The organism is Aeromicrobium panaciterrae (assembly GCF_039537165.1).
Classification (GTDB): Bacteria; Actinomycetota; Actinomycetes; order Propionibacteriales; family Nocardioidaceae; genus Aeromicrobium; species Aeromicrobium panaciterrae.
Genome location: NZ_BAAAZZ010000002.1, coordinates 3,027,736 through 3,046,616 on the forward strand (window position 1 = coordinate 3,027,736; position 18,881 = coordinate 3,046,616).

Annotated in this window: 17 protein-coding genes; 15 read left to right on the plus strand and 2 right to left on the minus strand. The window is 68.2% G+C overall.

Going from position 1 to position 18,881, the window contains the following annotated elements; genetic code table 11:
* The 12 genes from pyrR to metK all read left to right on the plus strand — a co-directional run bounded on the left by pyrR (position 1) and on the right by metK (position 12,336).
* Positions 1–579, plus strand: coding sequence for a bifunctional pyr operon transcriptional regulator/uracil phosphoribosyltransferase PyrR (pyrR, locus tag ABD683_RS15800; protein WP_344771029.1), 579 nt, complete (start codon positions 1–3; stop codon positions 577–579).
* Entirely contained in the window at positions 576–1,532 is a 957-nt protein-coding gene (locus ABD683_RS15805) for an aspartate carbamoyltransferase catalytic subunit (RefSeq protein WP_425548516.1), read from the plus strand. Before pyrR ends, ABD683_RS15805 begins: the two co-directional genes overlap by 4 nt.
* Positions 1,529–2,830, plus strand: coding sequence for a dihydroorotase (locus tag ABD683_RS15810; RefSeq protein WP_344771030.1), 1,302 nt, complete (start codon positions 1,529–1,531; stop codon positions 2,828–2,830). The genes ABD683_RS15805 and ABD683_RS15810 overlap by 4 nt, the downstream gene beginning before the upstream one ends.
* Complete coding sequence (carA, locus tag ABD683_RS15815) at positions 2,827–3,933, plus strand: glutamine-hydrolyzing carbamoyl-phosphate synthase small subunit (RefSeq protein WP_344771031.1); 1,107 nt, start codon at positions 2,827–2,829, stop codon at positions 3,931–3,933. Before ABD683_RS15810 ends, carA begins: the two co-directional genes overlap by 4 nt.
* Entirely contained in the window at positions 3,933–7,259 is a 3,327-nt protein-coding gene (gene carB / locus ABD683_RS15820; RefSeq protein ID WP_344771032.1) for a carbamoyl-phosphate synthase large subunit, read from the plus strand. Before carA ends, carB begins: the two co-directional genes overlap by 1 nt.
* A gap of 34 nt (positions 7,260–7,293) precedes the next feature.
* Positions 7,294–8,109, plus strand: a complete 816-nt coding sequence (gene pyrF / locus ABD683_RS15825; RefSeq protein ID WP_344771033.1) for an orotidine-5'-phosphate decarboxylase — start codon at positions 7,294–7,296, stop codon at positions 8,107–8,109.
* A 47-nt stretch (positions 8,110–8,156) separates the two neighbouring features.
* Positions 8,157–8,588, plus strand: a complete 432-nt coding sequence (locus ABD683_RS15830; protein ID WP_344771034.1) for a hypothetical protein — start codon at positions 8,157–8,159, stop codon at positions 8,586–8,588.
* Positions 8,589–8,618: 30 nt separating this feature from the next.
* Positions 8,619–8,957 carry an integration host factor, actinobacterial type gene (mihF, locus tag ABD683_RS15835; protein WP_344771035.1) on the plus strand — a complete coding sequence of 113 codons (339 nt, stop codon included), beginning with the start codon at positions 8,619–8,621 and terminating at the stop codon, positions 8,955–8,957.
* Entirely contained in the window at positions 8,950–9,513 is a 564-nt protein-coding gene (gene gmk / locus ABD683_RS15840; RefSeq protein ID WP_344771036.1) for a guanylate kinase, read from the plus strand. Before mihF ends, gmk begins: the two co-directional genes overlap by 8 nt.
* Positions 9,514–9,562: 49 nt before the next feature.
* Entirely contained in the window at positions 9,563–9,859 is a 297-nt protein-coding gene (gene rpoZ / locus ABD683_RS15845; protein WP_344771037.1) for a DNA-directed RNA polymerase subunit omega, read from the plus strand.
* Positions 9,860–9,882: 23 nt separating this feature from the next.
* Positions 9,883–11,085, plus strand: coding sequence for a bifunctional phosphopantothenoylcysteine decarboxylase/phosphopantothenate--cysteine ligase CoaBC (gene coaBC, locus ABD683_RS15850; protein WP_344771038.1), 1,203 nt, complete (start codon positions 9,883–9,885; stop codon positions 11,083–11,085).
* A 63-nt stretch (positions 11,086–11,148) separates the two neighbouring features.
* On the plus strand, positions 11,149–12,336 hold the full coding sequence (gene metK, locus ABD683_RS15855; protein WP_344771039.1) for a methionine adenosyltransferase: 1,188 nt from the start codon (positions 11,149–11,151) through the stop codon (positions 12,334–12,336).
* 30 nt (positions 12,337–12,366) lie between these two features.
* On the opposite strand, the gene ABD683_RS15860 is transcribed toward metK, so the two are convergent.
* Complete coding sequence (locus ABD683_RS15860) at positions 12,367–13,053, minus strand: DUF6882 domain-containing protein (RefSeq protein WP_344771040.1); 687 nt, start codon at positions 13,051–13,053, stop codon at positions 12,367–12,369.
* 81 nt (positions 13,054–13,134) lie between these two features.
* Here ABD683_RS15860 and ABD683_RS15865 point away from each other — a divergent pair, with 81 nt between their 5' ends.
* The 3 genes from ABD683_RS15865 to ABD683_RS15875 all read left to right on the plus strand — a co-directional run bounded on the left by ABD683_RS15865 (position 13,135) and on the right by ABD683_RS15875 (position 17,476).
* Entirely contained in the window at positions 13,135–15,141 is a 2,007-nt protein-coding gene (locus ABD683_RS15865; RefSeq protein ID WP_344771041.1) for a primosomal protein N', read from the plus strand.
* Positions 15,142–15,275: 134 nt separating this feature from the next.
* The gene (gene fmt / locus ABD683_RS15870) at positions 15,276–16,199 is read left to right on the plus strand and encodes a methionyl-tRNA formyltransferase (protein WP_344771042.1); all 924 of its coding nucleotides are present in this window, start codon (positions 15,276–15,278) and stop codon (positions 16,197–16,199) included.
* A complete protein-coding gene (locus ABD683_RS15875; protein ID WP_344771043.1) occupies positions 16,196–17,476 on the plus strand; it encodes an RsmB/NOP family class I SAM-dependent RNA methyltransferase in 1,281 nt (426 codons plus the stop codon). Before fmt ends, ABD683_RS15875 begins: the two co-directional genes overlap by 4 nt.
* Here ABD683_RS15875 and ABD683_RS15880 read toward each other — a convergent pair.
* Positions 17,462–18,874 carry an MFS transporter gene (locus ABD683_RS15880; RefSeq protein WP_344771044.1) on the minus strand — a complete coding sequence of 471 codons (1,413 nt, stop codon included), beginning with the start codon at positions 18,872–18,874 and terminating at the stop codon, positions 17,462–17,464. The two genes, ABD683_RS15875 and ABD683_RS15880, sit on opposite strands and share 15 nt — an antisense overlap.
* Between the last annotated feature and the right edge of the window lie 7 nt (positions 18,875–18,881).

Here is an 18,881-nt window from a genome sequence, read left to right on the forward strand (position 1 = left end):
ATGGTCGCGTCTGATGACGCCGCACGTGCTGACACGCCGCACGTCCCCGACCGCACCGTCCTTGATGACAAGGACATCTCGCGAGCACTGACTCGCATCACGCACGAGATCCTCGAACGCAACCGCGACTCGACCGGAATCGTCCTGCTCGGCATCCCGACCCGCGGTGTCCACCTCGCCCGGCGCATCGCCAAGCGCATGTCCGAGGTCGAGGGCCGTGACATGACGGCAGGTGCGCTCGACATCACGATGTACCGCGACGACCTGCGCCTCAAGCCCGCCCGCGCGCTCGAGCACACCGAGATCCCCGACGACATCGACGACAAGGTCGTCGTGCTGATCGACGACGTGCTGTTCTCCGGCCGTACGATCCGCGCCGCGCTCGACGCACTCAACGAGATCGGCCGCCCCCGCGCCGTACAGCTCGCCGTGCTGATCGACCGCGGACATCGCGAGCTGCCGATCCGAGCGGACTTCGTCGGCAAGAACCTCCCGACCTCGCTCAGCGAGAACGTCAAGGTGAAGCTGACCGAGACCGACGACGCCGACAGCGTCGCGATCATCGGCGGTGCGGCATGATCAAGCACCTCCTGAGCGCCGGTGACCTCAACCGCGAGGACGCCGTACGCATCCTCGACACCGCCGAGGAGCTCCTCGGTGTCGCAAGCCGGCCGATCAAGAAGCTGCCCACGCTGCGCGGACGCACCGTGGTCAACCTGTTCTTCGAGGACTCGACCCGTACCCGCATCTCGTTCGAGGCAGCTGCCAAGCGTCTGAGCGCCGATGTCATCAACTTCTCGGCGAAGGGTTCGAGCGTCTCCAAGGGCGAGAGCCTCAAGGACACGGCGCTGACCTTGCAGGCAATGGGCGCAGACGCAGTGGTCGTGCGCCACCACAACTCCGGCGCACCGCACCGCCTAGCACACGCGAAGTGGACCAAGGGCGCCGTCATCAACGCCGGCGACGGCACGCACGAGCACCCGACGCAAGCGCTGCTCGACGCGTTCACGATGCGTCGCCACCTCGGCGACCTCGAGGGCAAGAACATCACGATCGTCGGCGATGTGCTCCACAGCCGCGTTGCTCGCTCCAACGTGCTGCTGCTCGACACGCTCGGCGCCAACGTCACGATCGTCGCCCCGCCGACGCTGCTCCCGGTCGGCGTCGAGAAGTGGCCCGTCGAGACGTCGTACGACCTGGACACCTCGATCGAGAAGGCCGACGCGATCATGATGCTGCGCGTCCAGTCCGAACGCATGAAGGCGTCGTTCTTCCCCAGCGCTCGCGAGTACAGCCGACGCTACGGACTCGACACCGCTCGCATGAACCGGCTGCCCGACCACGCCATCGTGATGCACCCCGGCCCGATGAACCGCGGCATGGAGATCACTGCCGACGTCGCCGATGACGCCCGGTCGGTGATCGTCGAGCAGGTCACCAACGGCGTCGCCGTGCGCATGGCGGTGCTCTACCTGCTGCTCGGCGGCGCAGCGCAGGATGAAACCTTCGACCCGATTGAGGAAACAGAATGACGTCGTACGTGATCCGCCAGGCCAAGGTGCTGGGCGTGAAGGTCGCAGACATCGCGGTCGAGGACGGTGTCATCACCGCGATCGGCAAGGACCTCACGGTCGATGGCGCGACCGAGGTCGAGGCCAAGGGGCTCGTGGCCCTTCCCGGCCTGGTCGACCTGCACACCCACGTACGCGAGCCGGGGCGTGAGGATGCCGAGACAGTGCTCAGCGGCTCCAAGGCTGCAGCGCGAGGTGGCTTCACCTGCGTGCACGCGATGGCCAACACCGACCCGGTCGCCGACACCGCCGGCGTCGTGGAGCAGGTCTGGCGGCTCGGCCGCGAAGGCGGCTACTGCGACGTGCAGCCCGTCGGTGCCGTGACGATCGGCCTCGGGGGCGAGCAGCTCGCCGAGCTCGGCGCGATGGCCGACTCGGCTGCCACGGTCCGGGTGTTCTCCGACGACGGTAAGTGCGTCTCGGACGCCGTGATCATGCGCCGGGCGCTGGAGTACGTGAAGGCGTTCGACGGTGTGATCGCGCAGCATGCCCAGGAGCCCCGCCTCACCGAGGGTGCGCAGATGAACGAGGGGCCGCTGTCGGGCGAGCTCGGACTCACCGGCTGGCCCGCCGTCGCGGAAGAGGCGATCGTCGCCCGCGACGTGCTGCTCGCCGAGCATGTCGGCTCGCGCCTGCACGTGTGCCACCTGTCGACCCGCGGATCGGTCGAGATCGTCCGCTGGGCCAAGAGCCGCGGCATCAACGTCACCGCCGAGGTGACCCCGCACCACCTGCTGCTGACGGACGACCTCGTACGCAGCTATGACCCGATCTACAAGGTCAACCCGCCGCTGCGCTCCGACGATGACGTCCAGGCCGTGCGAGAAGGGCTGGCTGACGGCACGATTGACATCGTGGCCACGGATCACGCGCCTCACCCGATGGAGGACAAGGAGTGCGAGTGGTCCGCTGCAGCCTTCGGGATGCTCGGGCTGGAGACTGCGCTCTCGGTCGTGCAGCAGACCATGGTCGACACCGGACTGCTGACCTGGGCGCAGGTCGCCGACAAGATGTCCGTCAAGCCGGCCGAGATCGGCCGCGTCCACAACCAGGGCCGCCCGCTCGAGGTGGGGGAGCCGGCCAACCTCGTGCTGGTCGATCCTGGGGTGACCCGCCTGATCGATGCCCGCAACACCGCCTCGCTGTCGCGCAACAACCCGTACGCCGGCCTCACGCTCCCGGGCGAGGTGGTCGCGACGTTCCTGCGGGGACGACCGACGGTGAGCGATCGCGCACTCGTCGAGGCGGTGACGGTATGACCGAGGCGATTCTGGTCCTCGAGGACGGCCGCGTCTTCCGCGGCGAGTCGTACGGAGCCGTCGGCGAGACGGTCGGCGAGATCGTGTTCTCCACCGGGATGACGGGCTACCAGGAGACGCTGTCCGACCCGTCCTACCGCCGTCAGATCGTCACGATGACAGCGCCGCACATCGGCAACACCGGCGTCAACGACGAGGACGACGAGTCACAGGCGTTCTGGGTCGCCGGCTACGTCGTACGCGACCCCGCGCGGCTGTCGAGCAACTGGCGATCCAACGCGACCCTTGATGAGCGCCTTGCCGCCCAGGGAGTCGTCGGGATCAGCGGCGTGGACACCCGGGCGCTGACCCGCCATCTGCGGGAGCTCGGCGCCATGCGCGCCGGCATCAGCTCGGAGTCCACCGACGTCGAATCGCTCCTCGCCACGGTCAAGGCGTCCCCGTCGATGGCGGGCGCCGATCTGGCCGGCGAGGTCTCGACCGACCAGACGTACGTCGTACCCGCGATCGGTGACAGGAAGTTCACCGTCGCTGCGCTCGACCTCGGCATCAAGGGCATGACTCCGCGCCGCATGTCCGAGCGGGGCATCGAGGTGCACGTGCTGCCCTCGGGCGCCACGCTCGACGACGTCCTCGCCGTCAAGCCCGATGGCGTCTTCATGTCGAACGGTCCCGGCGATCCAGCGACCGCCGACTCAAGCGTCGAGCTCCTGCAGCAGCTGCTCGAGCGCAAGGTCCCGTACTTCGGCATCTGCTTCGGCAACCAGATCTTCGGCCGTGCCCTGGGCCTTGGCACCTACAAGCTCAAGTACGGCCACCGCGGCCTCAACCAGCCGGTGCAGGACCTGACCACCGGCAAGGTCGAGATCACCAGCCACAACCACGGCTTCGCGGTCGACGCGCCGATCGAGGGCACGTTCGACACCCCGTACGGAAAGGGCCGCGTGACCCACGTCGGACTCAACGACCAGGTCGTCGAAGGGCTCGCCCTGCTCGAGCAGCCGGCCTTCAGCGTGCAATACCACCCGGAGGCCGCGGCCGGCCCGCACGATGCCGACTACCTCTTCGACCGTTTCGCCGAGCTGATGGGTGGTGGTCGCTGATGCCAAAACGGACTGACATCACGTCGATCATGGTCATCGGTTCCGGTCCGATCGTCATCGGACAGGCCTGCGAGTTCGACTACTCCGGGACCCAGGCGTGCCGTGTCCTCCGCGAGGAGGGCATCCGCGTCATCCTGGTCAACTCCAACCCGGCGACGATCATGACCGACCCCGAGTTCGCCGACGCGACCTACATCGAGCCGATCACGCCGGAGTTCGTCGAGAAGGTCATCGCCAAGGAGCGCCCCGACGCACTGCTCGCGACGCTGGGCGGCCAGACCGCGCTCAACGCGGCGATCCAGATGCACGAGTCCGGGGTGCTCGAGAAGTACGGCGTCGAGCTCATCGGCGCATCGATCGAGGCGATCGAGAAGGGCGAGAACCGCGAGTCCTTCAAGGCCGTCGTCGAGTCGCTGCCCAAGGAGTGGGGAGCCGAGTCGGCCAACTCGGTCATCTGCCACACGATGGAGGAGTGCCTCGCCGGCGTGCCCGAGCTCGGCGGCTATCCCGTCGTCGTCCGTCCGTCGTTCACGATGGGCGGCTCTGGTAGCGGCCTGGCGTACGACGAGGAAGACCTCCACCGCATCGCCGGCTCGGGTCTGGCGCTGAGCCCGACCACCGAGGTGCTCCTCGAGGAGTCGATCCTCGGCTGGAAGGAGTACGAGCTCGAGGTCATGCGCGACACCGCCGACAACGTGGTGATCGTCTGCTCGATCGAGAACTTCGACCCGATGGGCGTCCACACCGGCGACTCGATCACGGTCGCTCCGGCCATGACCTTGACCGACGTCGAGTACCAGCGTCTGCGCGACATCTCGATCGGCATCATCCGCGAGGTCGGCGTGGACACCGGCGGTTGCAACATCCAGTTCGCGGTCAACCCCGACGACGGTCGCATCGTCGTGATCGAGATGAATCCCCGTGTCTCGCGCTCGTCAGCGCTGGCGTCGAAGGCGACCGGCTTCCCGATCGCCAAGATCGCCGCCAAGGTCGCGATCGGCTACACGCTCGACGAGATCCCCAACGACATCACCCAGGTCACCCCGGCATCGTTCGAGCCGACGCTCGACTACGTCGTCGTCAAGGTGCCGCGGTTCGCGTTCGAGAAGTTCCCCAACGCCGACGCCACCCTGACGACGCACATGAAGTCGGTCGGCGAGGCGATGGCGATCGGCCGCAGCTTCACCGAGGCGCTGCAGAAGGCCCTGCGCTCGCTGGAGCGGCCCGACTCGGTGTTCGACTGGCACAAGCAGTGGGTCGACCTCGACAAGGCTGCGCTGCTCGAGGAGATCGCGGTCCCGCACGACGGCCGCATCAAGAAGGTCATGGACGCGATCCGAGCAGGTGCCACACCGCAGGAGATCTTCGGCGCGACCAAGATCGACCCGTGGTTCATCGACCAGCTCGCCCTGATCAACGAGATCGCCGTGGAGATGATCGACGCCAACGAGCTCTCACCGGGGCTGCTGCGCCGGGCGAAGCGCCACGGCTTCTCCGACGCCCAGATCGGCAAGATCCGCGGTCTGCGTGAGGACGTCGTACGCGGCGTACGGCACGCGCTCGGCGTACGACCCGTCTACAAGACCGTCGACACGTGCGCGGCAGAGTTCGCCGCCAAGACGCCCTACCACTACTCGTCCTATGACGAGGAGACCGAGGTCGAGCCGCGCACCAAGGAAGCCGTGCTGATCCTGGGCAGCGGCCCCAACCGCATCGGCCAGGGCATCGAGTTCGACTACTCCTGCGTGCACGCGGCGCTGGCGCTGTCGGAGGTCGGCTACGAGACCGTGATGGTCAACTGCAACCCCGAGACCGTGTCGACCGACTACGACACCTCCGACCGGCTCTACTTCGAGCCGCTGACGCTCGAGGACGTGCTCGAGGTCGTGCATGCCGAGCAGCAGGCCGGACCGGTGGCCGGTGTCATCGTGCAGCTCGGCGGGCAGACCCCGCTCGGGCTTGCCGCCGGCCTCGAGGCAGCAGGAGTGCCGATCGTCGGCACCCAACCGGCCGCGATCGACCTGGCCGAGGAGCGCGGTGCGTTCGGCAAGGTGCTCGCCGCCGCCGACCTCCCGGCCCCGAAGCACGGCATGGCGACGACGTTCAGCAACGCCCGCAAGATCGCCGCCGAGATCGGCTATCCCGTGCTGGTGCGCCCCTCGTACGTCCTCGGCGGCCGCGGCATGGAGATCGTCTATGACGAGGGAACGCTCAAGGACTACATCGACCGCGCCACCGAGATCTCCCCGGAGCGACCCGTACTGGTCGACAGGTTCCTCGACGACGCGATCGAGATCGACGTGGACGCGCTGTACGACGGCACCGAGCTGTTCCTCGGCGGCGTCATGGAGCACATCGAGGAGGCCGGCGTGCACTCCGGCGACTCGGCCTGCGCGCTGCCACCGATCACGCTCGGCAACCTCGAGATCCAGCGCATCCGCGAGTCCACCGAGGCCATCGCCAAGGGCGTCGGCGTGCGCGGGCTGATCAACATCCAGTTCGCCCTGTCGTCCGACATCCTCTACGTCATTGAGGCCAATCCGCGTGCCTCGCGCACGGTGCCGTTCGTCTCCAAGGCCACGGCGACGCCACTGGCCAAGGCTGCGGCGCGCCTGATGCTGGGCGAGTCGATCGCCGAGCTCCGCAAGGCCGGCGTCCTTCCCGTGACGGGTGACGGGGGAGACCTCCCCGATTCGGCCCCGATCGCGGTCAAGGAAGCCGTCATGCCGTTCAACCGGTTCCGTACGTACGAGGGCAAGTACGTCGACACGCTCCTCGGCCCCGAGATGCGGTCGACCGGCGAGGTCATGGGCATGGATCACGCATTCGGCACCGCCTTCGCCAAGTCGCAGGCCGGAGCCCAGAACGGCCTGCCGACGTCGGGCAAGGTGTTCGTCTCGGTCGCCAACCGCGACAAGCGCCACATGATCTTCCCGGTCAAGCGGCTCGCGGACCTTGGCTTCGAGATCCTCGCGACCAGCGGCACCGCCGTCGTGCTCGCCCGCAATGGCGTGCACGCGACGGTCATCCGCAAGCTCAACGAAGATCCGCTGGAAGGCCAGTCACGCTCGACGATCGTCGAGAAGATCCACCAGCAGGACGTCCAGCTCATCATCAACACGCCGCACGGTGTCACCGCAGGTGGCAATGCGCGCATCGATGGCTACGAGATCCGTACGGCTGCAGTGGCCGAAGGCATACCTTGCATCACGACGGTGCAGGGTCTGGCCGCGGCGGTGCAGGGCATCGAGGCATTGATCGAAGGCAAGATCGGCGTCACCTCGCTCCAAGAATGGGGACACATCGTGGAAGCGGGCCGAGCATGACCACGAACGCGCTCAGCGGGGATGGGAGCACATCATGAGCTTTGGATCGAGGGCACGCGCGGCCATGGCGGCGTACGGTCCGGCGTGTGTCGGCATCGACCCGCACTCGGAGCTGCTCGCCGAGTGGGATCTGCCCGACTCGGTCGACGGGCTCGACCGATTCGCCTCCATCTGCGTCGAGGCATTCGCCGGACAGGTTGCCTTCGTCAAACCGCAGTCGGCGTTCTTCGAGCGCTTCGGTGCGCAGGGCGTCGTGATCCTCGAACGAACCATCCAGGACTTCCGCCACACCGGCAGCCTGGTGATCCTCGACGTGAAGCGCGGCGACATCGGCACGACCGCCGCGGCGTACGCCGACGCCTATCTCGACGAGGACGCGCCGATGGCTGCCGATGCCATCACCGTCAGCCCGTACCTCGGCTTCGGCTCGCTGCAGCCGTTCTTCGACGTTGCACACAAGAACGACGCCGGCGTCTTCGTGCTCGCACTGACCTCCAACAAGGAGGGCGCAGAGGTGCAGCACGCGATGAACGGAGACACCTCGGTGGCGGGCGGGATGTTGGCACAGCTGGCATCGCTCAATGCGGGGGAGACTCCCATGGGCTCGTTTGGCGCCGTCGTCGGTGCCACGATCGGCAGCTCCGTGGAAGACCTTGCGATCAACGGCCCGCTGCTCGCGCCCGGCTTCGGCGCACAGGGCGGAACCGCGGATGACATCAGGCGGATCTTCGGCACGGTCATCGACAACGTGATCCCCTCGACATCCCGGGGAGTTCTCGGTGAAGGGCCAGATGTGTCCTCTCTCAGAGGTTCTGTCGCCCGGGTCAACTCTGAACTTGTAGGCTCCTAGGGTCCCGGCACACCAGGACCCGTACTTTTCGCTAGAGGAGCACCTGCATGTCACGTACCGCCGCCTTCCTGGCATCGACTCTCGTGTGCGCCACGGTGCTGTCGGGATGTGGCGGTGGAAGCGCCTACTGCGACGCCGTCAAGAAGGACAAAGCCTCCCTCAACACGTTCGGTGAGAAGCGCACGGACGTGGCCTACGCCGGCTACGCCAAGGTCTTCGAGGGCGTGGCCAAGGTGGCTCCCCAGGACATCAAGAAGGACTGGCAGGCGCTGGCCGACGTGACCAAGGGCGTGATCGCCGCACAGAAGGCCGTCAAGCTCAAGCTCGAAGACATGACCGACACCGCCAAGGTCAAGAAGCTCGACGCCACACAGCTCAAGCAGCTCAACACCGCGTACGAGGCGTTCAATGGAACGACAGCACAACGTACGGCTGTCGTGAAGAATGTGAAGCAGCAGTGCAAGATCACGCTCAAATGAGCTGACCAAACCCATCGACGAGGTGACGAAGTGGCACTCCCAATCTTGACCGCCGAACAACGTCAGGCAGCTCTCGAGAAGGCTGCAGCAGCCAGGCAGGTCCGCGCAGAGATCAAGGACCGGCTCAAGCACTCCCGCGCCAGCCTCACCGAGGTGCTGCAGGAGTCCAAGGCCAACCAGTTCGTCGCCAAGCTCAAGGTCATCGACCTGCTGCAGTCCATGCCGGGTGTCGGCAAGGTCAAGGCGCAGGAGATCATGGACCGTGTGGGGATCGCAGCAAACCGCCGCCTCCGCGGCCTCGGGGACAACCAGATCAGCGCGCTGATCGCGGAGTTCAAGGATCGATCAGACCGTTCTGGCCGTGGCTGACGGCTCACCTTCACGTTCACGACTGGTCGTGCTCGCCGGGCCGACCGCGGTCGGCAAGGGCACCGTGGCAGCCTGCGTACGCGCCAACCACCCCGAGATCTGGATCTCCGTCTCCGTGACGACCCGCGCTCCCCGCCCGGGGGAGGTCGACGGAGTGCACTACCACTTCATCAGCGACGTCGAGTTCGACGAGATGATCGCCAACGACGGCCTGCTCGAGTGGGCCGTCGTGCACAGCGCAGCCCGTTACGGCACGCCGAGAGCCCCCGTCGAGGAGCGTCTCGCTGCCGGCACGCCCGCCCTGCTCGAGATCGACCTGCAGGGCGCGCGGCAGGTGCGCGAGCGCATGCCCGACGCGCTGATGTGCTTCCTGGCACCGCCCAGCTGGGACGAGCTCGTACGTCGTCTGGTCGGCCGCGGCACCGAGGGGCCCGAGGAGCGGGAGCGACGCCTGGCGACGGCCCGTGTCGAGCTGGAGGCCGAGGACGAGTTCGATGTGACGATCGTCAACACCGATGTCGAGAGTGCTTGCGAAGAATTGGTAGACTTGTTCTGATCCGGCAGCAGCCGGACCCATTTCCTAGAACTTTTCTGTGAGGCTCTCTGTGTCCACGACACGCTCGACTGCCATCGGCATCACCAACCCGCCGCTGGACGATCTGCTGGAGAAGGCGGACAGCAAGTACAAGCTCGTCCTCTACAGCGCCAAGCGTGCGCGCCAGATCAACGCCTACTACTCGCAGCTCGGCGAGGGACTGCTCGAGTACGTCGGTCCGCTGCTCGAGACCGGCGTGCAGGAGAAGCCGCTGTCGATCGCGCTCCGTGAGATCAACGCAGACCTCCTCACGGTCGAGGACATCGATCCCGAGGCAGAAGCAGCAGCAGCCGCAGCAAAGGCTTGACCCACTCCAGCAGGGAGGCAGGCATGGCCGAGGTCGTTCTTGGTGTGTCCGGTGGCATCGCGGCCTACAAGTCCGCTGAGCTGCTGCGCCTGTTCACCGAGTCGGGACACAGCGTCCGCGTGGTCCCGACTGCCTCGTCGCTCAACTTCGTCGGTGCTGCCACCTGGGAGGCCCTGTCGGGCAAGCCCGTGCAGACCGAGGTGTTCGAGCATGTCGACGAGGTCGCCCACGTACGCATCGGTCAGGGCGCCGACCTCGTCGTGGTCGCTCCGGCGACGGCCAACACCCTCGCCAAGGCCGCGCACGGCATCGCCGATGACCTGCTGACCAACACGCTCCTCACGGCGCGGTGTCCGGTCATGTTCGTCCCGGCGATGCACACCGAGATGTGGGAGAACCGCGCGACCCAGGCCAATGTCGCGACGCTGCGAGCGCGTGGCCACGTCGTGGTCGAGCCTGCGGTGGGCCGGCTGACCGGCGTCGACACCGGCAAGGGTCGTCTTCCAGATCCCCAGCAGATCTTCCACGTCGCCCTCCAGCTCCTCGAGCCCCGTGCGCAGGACCTCGCCGGCAAGCACGTCGTCGTCTCTGCCGGTGGTACGCGTGAGTTCCTCGACCCCGTCCGCTATCTCGGCAACCGTTCGTCGGGGCGCCAGGGCTACGCCCTGGCCGAGGCCGCCGTCGCACGCGGTGCGCGTGTCACGGTCGTCGCCGCCAACGTCTCGCTGCCCGATCCGGCCGGAGCCGATGTCGTACGCGTCGTCAGCACCGAGGAGCTGCGCCAGCAGGTGCACCAGGCCGCGATCGACGCCGACGCCGTGATCATGGCCGCTGCACCCGCCGACTTCCGCCCCGCCGAGTTCGTCGATGCCAAGATCAAGAAGGCCGCCGACGGTGTCGCCCCCGAGATCAAGCTGGTCGAAAATCCCGACATCCTCGCCGAGCTGGTCGCAGCCCGTACCAGCAAGCGACCCGTCATCGTGGGCTTCGCCGCGGAGACCGGCGACGCCAACGCGTCCGTCATCGAGCACGCCCGCGCCAAGCTCGCCCGCAAGGGCTGCGACCTCCTCGTGGTCAACGACGTCGGTGCCGGCAAGGTGTTCGGCGCCGACGACAACGAGGCGGTGCTGCTCGGCTCCGACGGCACCGTCCACGAGGTGCCGCTCGGCCCCAAGATCCACCTTGCCCACGCAGTGCTCGACGCCGTCGTCCAGCGCATGGACTGATGGAAACCCCAGCCCGTTTCACTCGTTAGACTCTCTGCCAGACCTCAACCCAGGAGAAATGCCTTGAGCCGCTTGTTCACGTCCGAGTCCGTCACCGAGGGACACCCGGACAAGATTGCCGACCAGATCAGCGACAGCGTCCTCGACGCGCTGCTGGCCCAAGACCCCAAGAGCCGCGTTGCCGCGGAGACCTTCGTGACCACCGGCATGGTGCTGGTCGGCGGCGAGGTCACCACGGAGGCCTACGTCGACATCGCGCGCATCGCCCGCGATCGCGTGCTCGAGATCGGCTACGACTCGTCCACCAAGGGCTTCGACGGTGAGTCCTGCGCGGTGCAGGTCACCCTCGACGCACAGAGCCCCGACATCGCGCAGGGCGTCGACCGTGCCGAGGAGGCCCGCCTCGGCGGCGCCACCGACCCGCTCGACCTGCAGGGTGCTGGTGACCAGGGACTCATGTTCGGCTACGCGTGCGACGAGACCCCCGAGCTCATGCCGCTGCCGATCACGATCGCGCACCGCCTCGCCGAGCAGCTGACCGCCGTACGCAAGGACGGCACGCTGCCCTACCTTCGCCCGGACGGCAAGACCCAGGTCACCATCGAGTACGACGATGACGACAAGCCCGCACGCGTCGAGGCCATCGTGATCTCCTCGCAGCACGAGGACGGCATCGATCTCGAGGGCCAGCTCGCCGTCGACATCCAGAAGCACGTCATCGACGCAGTCCTCGGCCAGTACGACATCGACTCGTCCGACTACAAGGTCCACATCAACCCGACCGGCAAGTTCGTCATCGGCGGTCCGATGGGCGATGCCGGCCTGACCGGCCGCAAGATCATCGTCGACACCTACGGCGGCTACGCCCGTCACGGGGGTGGCGCGTTCTCTGGCAAGGACCCGAGCAAGGTCGACCGCTCGGCCGCCTACGCAATGCGCTGGGTCGCCAAGAACATCGTGGCTGCCGGTCTCGCCACCAAGGCCGAGGTACAGGTCGCCTACGCGATCGGCGTCTCGACCCCGGTCGGCTTCTACGTCGACACTTACGGCACCGAGACGGTTCCGGTCGACAAGATCCGCGAGGCAGTCCTCGAGGTGTTCGACCTGCGTCCCGGCGCGATCGTCCGCGACCTCGATCTGCTGCGTCCGATCTACGCGCAGACCGCGGCATACGGTCACTTCGGCCGTCCGGGTCTGCCGTGGGAGGACACCGGCCGCGCCGACGCGCTCAAGGCCGCTGCCGGAGCCTGACACTCACACGTTCCACCAGGAAGGCCCTCGCTACGGTGAGGGCCTTTCTGCATGCTGTGCGCCGAGTCCGGTGATCTCGTTGCCGTCGAGGCCGATCGTCAGCATCCCGTCCTCGGCCTGGAGGAACACCGCGTCGTCCTGCTCGGCGAACCCGATACGCCGGGTCGCGGCGTACTGGTGCAAGGCCCGGCGGATGTCGCGCGGACGGCCCGGCCCCGCCAGGACCGTCTCGATCGTCTGGCGAAGATCGCCTACGGTCGCGGGTGGCATCTCGAATCCTTCGATCAGGAAGTAGCCCGTGTCGCCGTCGTCGGTCTGGAAGACGACGGGTGTGTAGACACGGGAGATGGCAGCCGATGCCTGCAGGACACGCTGCATGAGGCGTGGTTCGCTCGCGAAGTCGGCCTCGGCCAGCTCGGGGATGCCGAGCTTCGCACCCTGCGTGCGGATCTCGTGGACGATCGTCGGGCCGGTCTCCTCGCCGGGCAGGTAGCCCCACGCCCAGGTGAACCGGCCCGTGGTCGAGCTCGTCGTGCCGATCATGTGGGCGATGTACTTGTCGGTGCCGTTGACCGTGTAGAGGTCGGTGTTGCCGGTGCCCTTGCTGAGCTTGGTGAACCCGCTCTCGCCACGGCTGGCGTACAGCTGGGCCTCGGCCTCCGCCACGATGAGTGCGCCGGCGTCGGCGATGCGGTCGAGGTACTGGTTCTCGGTCATGACGTCCTCTGCTGCGCGCGGCTGATCCCGTCCAATTGTCCACGACGGCCCGACGTCGGCGCCTGCTGGTAGAACTGCAGCGTGAACGGCGACGGGAGCGACCAGGACGGGCCGCAGCAGCTTGCCCTCGTCCCGGCAGCCGCCCCGGCACGCAAGCGCACCCCGAAGGCCAAGCCGGCGGTCGAGGCCGCGACCAGTCGGCCGGTGGCGCGAGTTGCGGTCGACACGGGTCTGTCGCACCTCGACCGCCTGTTCGACTACCTCATACCCGCCAAGCTCGATGAGCTGGTCGTGGTGGGTTGCCGGGTCAAGGTCAGGTTCGCGGGTCGACTCGTCGACGGGTTCGTCACGGCTCGGGTCGACGAGACCGATCACGAGGGCACGCTGGCCTTCATCGCCAAGGTCGTCTCGCCGGAGCCCGTGCTGCTGCCGGACGTCCTCGAGCTGGCGACCGCCGTGGCCGATCGCTATGCCGGCACCCTCGGCGACGTGCTGCGGCTGGCGATCCCGCCGCGGCATGCCCGCGCCGAGTCAGCCCAGCGCACGGTGGCGGAGGGGGAGCTGCCCCAGGTCGACGCCACTGTGTGGCAGACGCACACGCACGGCGCCAGCTTCCTCGCAGCGCTGGGCAAGGGGGAGCGTCCCCGTGCCTGGTGGGGCGCGCTGCCGAGCCAGAACCCCGCCCGGGCCGTGGCCCAGGCGGTGCTGGCGGTTCTGCACAGCGGGCGAGGCTCGGTGGTGTGCGTGCCCGACGTACGTGATGTCGCCCGCTGGGACGCTGCGTTCACCGCGGTGCTCGGCGCGGACAGACACGTCGTCCTGACGGCCGGCTCGAGCCCGGCCGACCGCTATGCGGCGTTCCTCGCGGTCTCCCGCGGACAGGTGCAGGTCGTGCTCGGCACCCGCGCCGCCGCCTTCGCGCCCGTGCGCGATCTCGGCCTCGTGGCGATGTGGGACGACGGCGACGACCTCTACGCCGAGCCCCGCGCGCCCTACCCGCATGCGCGCGAGGTCCTCCTGCTGCGTGCCACAGCCCAGGACACGGCGCTGCTCATCGGCGGTTTCGCACGTACGGCCGAGGGGCAGTCGCTCGTGGAGAGTGGCTGGTGCAACGAGCTGGTTGCCGATCAGGCCGCCCGTCGTACGGCGTGGCCCCGACTCGAGGTCACCGACGGATCGACCGCCGGCTCGGCTCCCGCGCGACTGCCTCGCGAGGTGTTCACGGCCGTCCGTGCCGCCGACGGTGCCGTGCTGGTGCAGGTGCCACGACGTGGCTATCGCGAGTCTCTCTCCTGCCAGAGTTGTCGGCACCCGGCCCGGTGCCAGGCCTGTCAGGGCCCCTTGGTCCAGACCTCGGCATCGGCGCCCATCGTGTGCCGGTGGTGTGCGACGGCAGTCCCGAGCTGGACGTGCGCCCACTGTGACGGCACGACGCTCCGGGCCCCGGTGGTGGGGCAGCTGCGCACTGCGGAGGAGTTCGGCCAGGCATTCCCCGAGCTCTCCGTCATTACGTCTGGCGGCGACACGATCCTCGATGAGATCCAACCCGGGCGGTCACTCGTGCTGGCGACGCCGGGCGCCGAGCCCCATGTCGCCGGGGGCTACGACGTCGTCGTGCTCCTCGACACCTGGCTCATGACAGGACGTGATGACGTGCGCGTCGAGGAGGAGGCGCACCGTCGGTGGTTCAACGCCCTGGCACTCGCCGGGCCCGGAGCACAGGCGATCGCCGTCGGCGACGCTGCGATGTTGCAGGCGCTCGTACGCGCCGATCCCGCCGGATTTGCCGCCCGCGAGCTCGCCAGCCGTGCGGAGACGCACCTGCCCCCGACGGCACGGCTTGCGACGGTCGACGCCGCCGATGACGTCCTCGATCAGCTCGCCGCTCGTTCGTGGACGCCGCACACCGAGGTGCTCGGACCGGTGCCGGTCGATCCGCGCGACGAGTCCGCCGGGTTGCGGCTGATCCTGCGATCGCCGCGACGCGAGGGAGCGCAGCTGGCGGCGGAGCTCAAGGCCGCGGCGGCTGAGCGGAGTGCCGCAAAGCTTCCCGCGATGCGCATCCGGGTCGACCCGCAGTCGCTCTGACCCTCGGTGAGCGGTGGATTCTCCACCAAATGGACGTGAGCGGCGCGGGTGCCACCGTGAGGCGCCATGAAGTCGCTTTCGCGGTGGCGTACGCACCGCTCACCGCCGGGAGGTCGGCGCCTAGACTCTGCGGCGTGAGAGTTGTCTTCGCCGGTACGCCGGATGCCGCCGTGCCGAGCCTCGAGGCCCTCGTCGCGAGCCGTCACGACGTCGCCGCCGTGATCACCCGACCCGATGCACCGGCGGGCCGCGGACGTACGCTCACGCCGTCCCCCGTGGCGGTGGCCGCCGAGGCGCACGGCATCGAGGTGCTCAAGCCGGCGAAGCCGTCAGACCCCGAGTTCATGGCGAGGCTCCGCGAGATCGACCCGCAGGTCGTGACGATCGTCGCGTACGGCGCGCTGATCCGCCGCGAGGCGCTCGACATCCCCGAGTTCGGCTGGGTCAACCTGCACTTCTCGGTCCTCCCGGCCTGGCGCGGCGCCGCCCCCGTGCAGCGCGCCATCATGGCCGGCGACGAGGTGACCGGCGCAACGGTGTTCAGCCTGGTCGAGGAGCTCGACGCCGGACCCACGCTCGGCACGATCACCGAGCTGATTCGCGACGACGACACCGCCGAGACGCTGCTGGAGCGACTTGCCGACTGGGGGAGCAAGCTGCTCGTCGACGTCATCGACCACATCGAGGACGGTGACATCTCGGCGATCCCACAGCCCGACGACAACGTCTCCTACGCTCACAAGCTGACGACCGACGACGCGCGCATCGACTGGAACCGTCCCGCGTTCGCGATCAACCGCCACATACGTGGGTGCACGCCGGCACCGGGCGCGTGGACGACGCTGGGGGATCAGCGCGTCAAGATCGGACCGCCCAGGATCGCCGCCGAGAGCACCCTCGACGCAGGCAGGATCCACGTGTCCAAGAAGGAGATCCGCGTCGGCACCGCGACCACCGACCTGGTGCTCGGCGACGTGCAGGCGGTCGGCAAGAAGTCGATGGCGGCGGCCGACTGGGCTCGTGGCACCACGTTCGACGACGATCCGGCCTTTGCATGACCGATCCGGTACGGATGGTCGCGTTCCACGTGCTGCGAGCCGTGGCGGAGCGCGACTCCTACGTCAACCTCGTGCTGCCCGGCATGCTCAAGGAACACTCGATCGAAGGACGTGACGCGGCGTTCGCCACCGAGCTGGTGCACGGCACCGTACGCCGCCAGGGCACGTACGACGCGATCATCGGGTCGGTGGCGAGCAAGGGACTCGCCGGAATCGACCCCCCAGTGCTGGACGCTCTCCGTCTCGGAACGCACCAGCTGCTGAGCATGCGGGTGCCGCCGCACGCCGCCGTCTCGACCACGGTCGACGTCGTCCGCCGCGAGATCGGCCACAAGCCGGTGCACTTCGCGAACGCCCTGCTGCGCAAGATCGGCCAGAAGGACCTCGCCGAGTGGCTCGACACCGTCACCGAGGGTCTCGACGGTGACGAGGAACGCGCGATCCGTACCTCACACCCGGTGTGGATCGTGCAGGCGCTGACGGCCGCGTTGGGCGGACACGCCACGCAGATCGACAAGCTCCTCGCAGCCGACAACGCCTCGCCGCGCGTGACCCTGGTGGCCCGCCCGGGGCTCTGCAGTCCCGATGACCTGCCGGGTACGCCGGGCGAGCTCTCGCCGTACGCCCGCATCCTCGACGGCGGTGCACCCGGCGACGTGCCGCAGGTCCGCGATGGCCGAGCCGGCGTGCAGGACGAGGGGTCACAGGTCGTCGCGATCACCGTCGCCGAGGCGAAGGTCGACGGCAATGACACGCAGTGGCTCGACCTGTGCGCCGGGCCCGGTGGCAAGGCCGCCCTCCTCGGCGCACTCGCCGGCCAGCGCGGTGCGTCACTGGTCGCCAACGAGGTGCTCGAACACCGCGCCGAGCTCGTACGACAAGGTGTGCACCTGCTCGACAACGTCGAGGTCACGACCTACGACGGGCGTCACGGGCCGTGGCAGTCCGCATCGTTCGATCGGGTGCTGGTCGATGCCCCGTGCACCGGACTCGGTGCTCTTCGGCGGCGTCCCGAGTCACGCTGGCGCCGCCAGCCTGCCGACCTCGAGGCCCTCGTACCGCTGCAGAACGCGCTGCTGACCCGGGCGCTCGAGCTCGTACGTCCCGGAGGAGTCGTCGTGTACGCGACCTGTTCACCGCACCTGGCCGAGACGACGGGTGTCGTCGATGCGGTGACCGCAGGACGCGGCGACGTCGACGTGGAGTCCACCCAACAGCTGTGGCCCCACATCGACGGCACCGATGCGATGTTCTTCGCGGTCCTACGCCGGCACTGACACCTGAGCCGTCGCCCGCCGCGGCGCCCGCATCACGACCATCGCGATCGTGAACGCGACGATCGCGAAGACCATCGACGTCAGGAACGCCGCCTCGGCTCCCGGCACGACCTGGCCGGGCACGGCACCAGATGCGTAGATCGAGACGATCACGGCCAGGCCTATTGCTCCGCCGAGCTGTTGCATCGTCTGCAGGAGACCCGAGGCCGCGCCGGCGTGTTCCGGCTCCACGTCGGCCAGGATCGCGACCGTGGTCGGCATGAACGCCAGTCCGGCCGCGGCGCCGCTGAGGAGCATCGGGCCGAGGATCGCGGTGACGTAGTCGCTACTCGTGCTGATCTGGCTGAGCCACAGGAAGCTGACCGCCATGCCGACCGTGCCGACCGCGATGAGGCGTTGCGGTCCGAACCGCTCCACCAGGCGGGCCGAGACCCGCGACACGGCGAAGATCGCGAGCGTCAGCGGCAGGAACGCGAAGCCGGACGTGAGCGGTCCGAATCCCAGGACGCGCTGGTCGTACTGCACGAGCAGGAAGAACATCGGGAACTGCGACCCGACGAGCAACGACATCACCACGAGGGCGCCCGCGCGACGGCGGTTGTGCAGCAGCCCGAGACGGAGCAGTGGGTGTGGTGCGACGCGCTCGGTGCGAATGAATAGTGCGAGCAGTGCAGCGGCCAGGACGAACCCGCCGATCGTGCCGATCGAGTCCCACCCGTGGTCGGGCGCGTTGATGAACGCGTACGCGAGGGCGACCGAGCCGAGCGTCGCCGTGGCAGCACCGACGACGTCGAAGCGACCGGGACGACGATCGGTCTCCACGACGTAGCGGCGAGCGAAGGCCAGCACCGCGATGCCGATCGGCACGTTGATGACGAGGGTCCACCGCCAGGACCCGAGGTCCGTGAGCACGCCGCCAAGGATCAGCCCGAGTGATCCACCTGCCGAGGACACCGCGGTGAACAGCGCCAAGGCGCGGTTGCGTGAGGCGGTGTCCGGGGTCGAGGTCGTGAGAAGTGCCAGCACACTGGGTGCTGCGATGGCGGCTCCCACGCCCTGGAGCACCCTGGCGACCACGAGGAGGTCGGGGTTGGGGGCGAGCCCGCCGGCGAGGGAGGCGACGGTGAAGAGCCCCAGACCGAGCTCGAACACCCGCAGGCGTCCGAAGACGTCGCCGAGCCGGCCGCCGAGGAGCAGGAGGCCGCCGAAGGCGAGCGTGTAGCCGTTGAGCACCCATGAGAGACCTGCAGGGGAGAAGTCGAGATCGGTCTGGATGCGGGGGAGTGCGACGTTCACGACCGTGACGTCGAGCACCAGCATGAGCTGGGCGACGAGGACGATCGCCACGCCGTACGAGGTGCGTCGGTTGGTGTCCGGCGGCGACGTGAGGGTGGACATGGTCGGT

Excerpts from the sequence above, each read along its gene's own strand:
- pyrR (WP_344771029.1), top strand. The coding sequence starts at position 1 with ATGGTCGCGTCTGATGACGCCGCACGTGCTGACACGCCGCACGTCCCC.
- ABD683_RS15805 (WP_425548516.1), top strand. The coding sequence starts at position 576 with ATGATCAAGCACCTCCTGAGCGCCGGTGACCTCAACCGCGAGGACGCC.
- ABD683_RS15810 (WP_344771030.1), top strand. The coding sequence starts at position 1,529 with ATGACGTCGTACGTGATCCGCCAGGCCAAGGTGCTGGGCGTGAAGGTC.
- carA (WP_344771031.1), top strand. The coding sequence starts at position 2,827 with ATGACCGAGGCGATTCTGGTCCTCGAGGACGGCCGCGTCTTCCGCGGC.
- carB (WP_344771032.1), top strand. The coding sequence starts at position 3,933 with ATGCCAAAACGGACTGACATCACGTCGATCATGGTCATCGGTTCCGGT.
- pyrF (WP_344771033.1), top strand. The coding sequence starts at position 7,294 with ATGAGCTTTGGATCGAGGGCACGCGCGGCCATGGCGGCGTACGGTCCG.
- ABD683_RS15830 (WP_344771034.1), top strand. The coding sequence starts at position 8,157 with ATGTCACGTACCGCCGCCTTCCTGGCATCGACTCTCGTGTGCGCCACG.
- coaBC (WP_344771038.1), top strand. The coding sequence starts at position 9,883 with ATGGCCGAGGTCGTTCTTGGTGTGTCCGGTGGCATCGCGGCCTACAAG.
- ABD683_RS15860 (WP_344771040.1), bottom strand. The coding sequence starts at position 13,053 with ATGACCGAGAACCAGTACCTCGACCGCATCGCCGACGCCGGCGCACTC.
- ABD683_RS15875 (WP_344771043.1), top strand. The coding sequence starts at position 16,196 with ATGACCGATCCGGTACGGATGGTCGCGTTCCACGTGCTGCGAGCCGTG.
- ABD683_RS15880 (WP_344771044.1), bottom strand. The coding sequence starts at position 18,874 with ATGTCCACCCTCACGTCGCCGCCGGACACCAACCGACGCACCTCGTAC.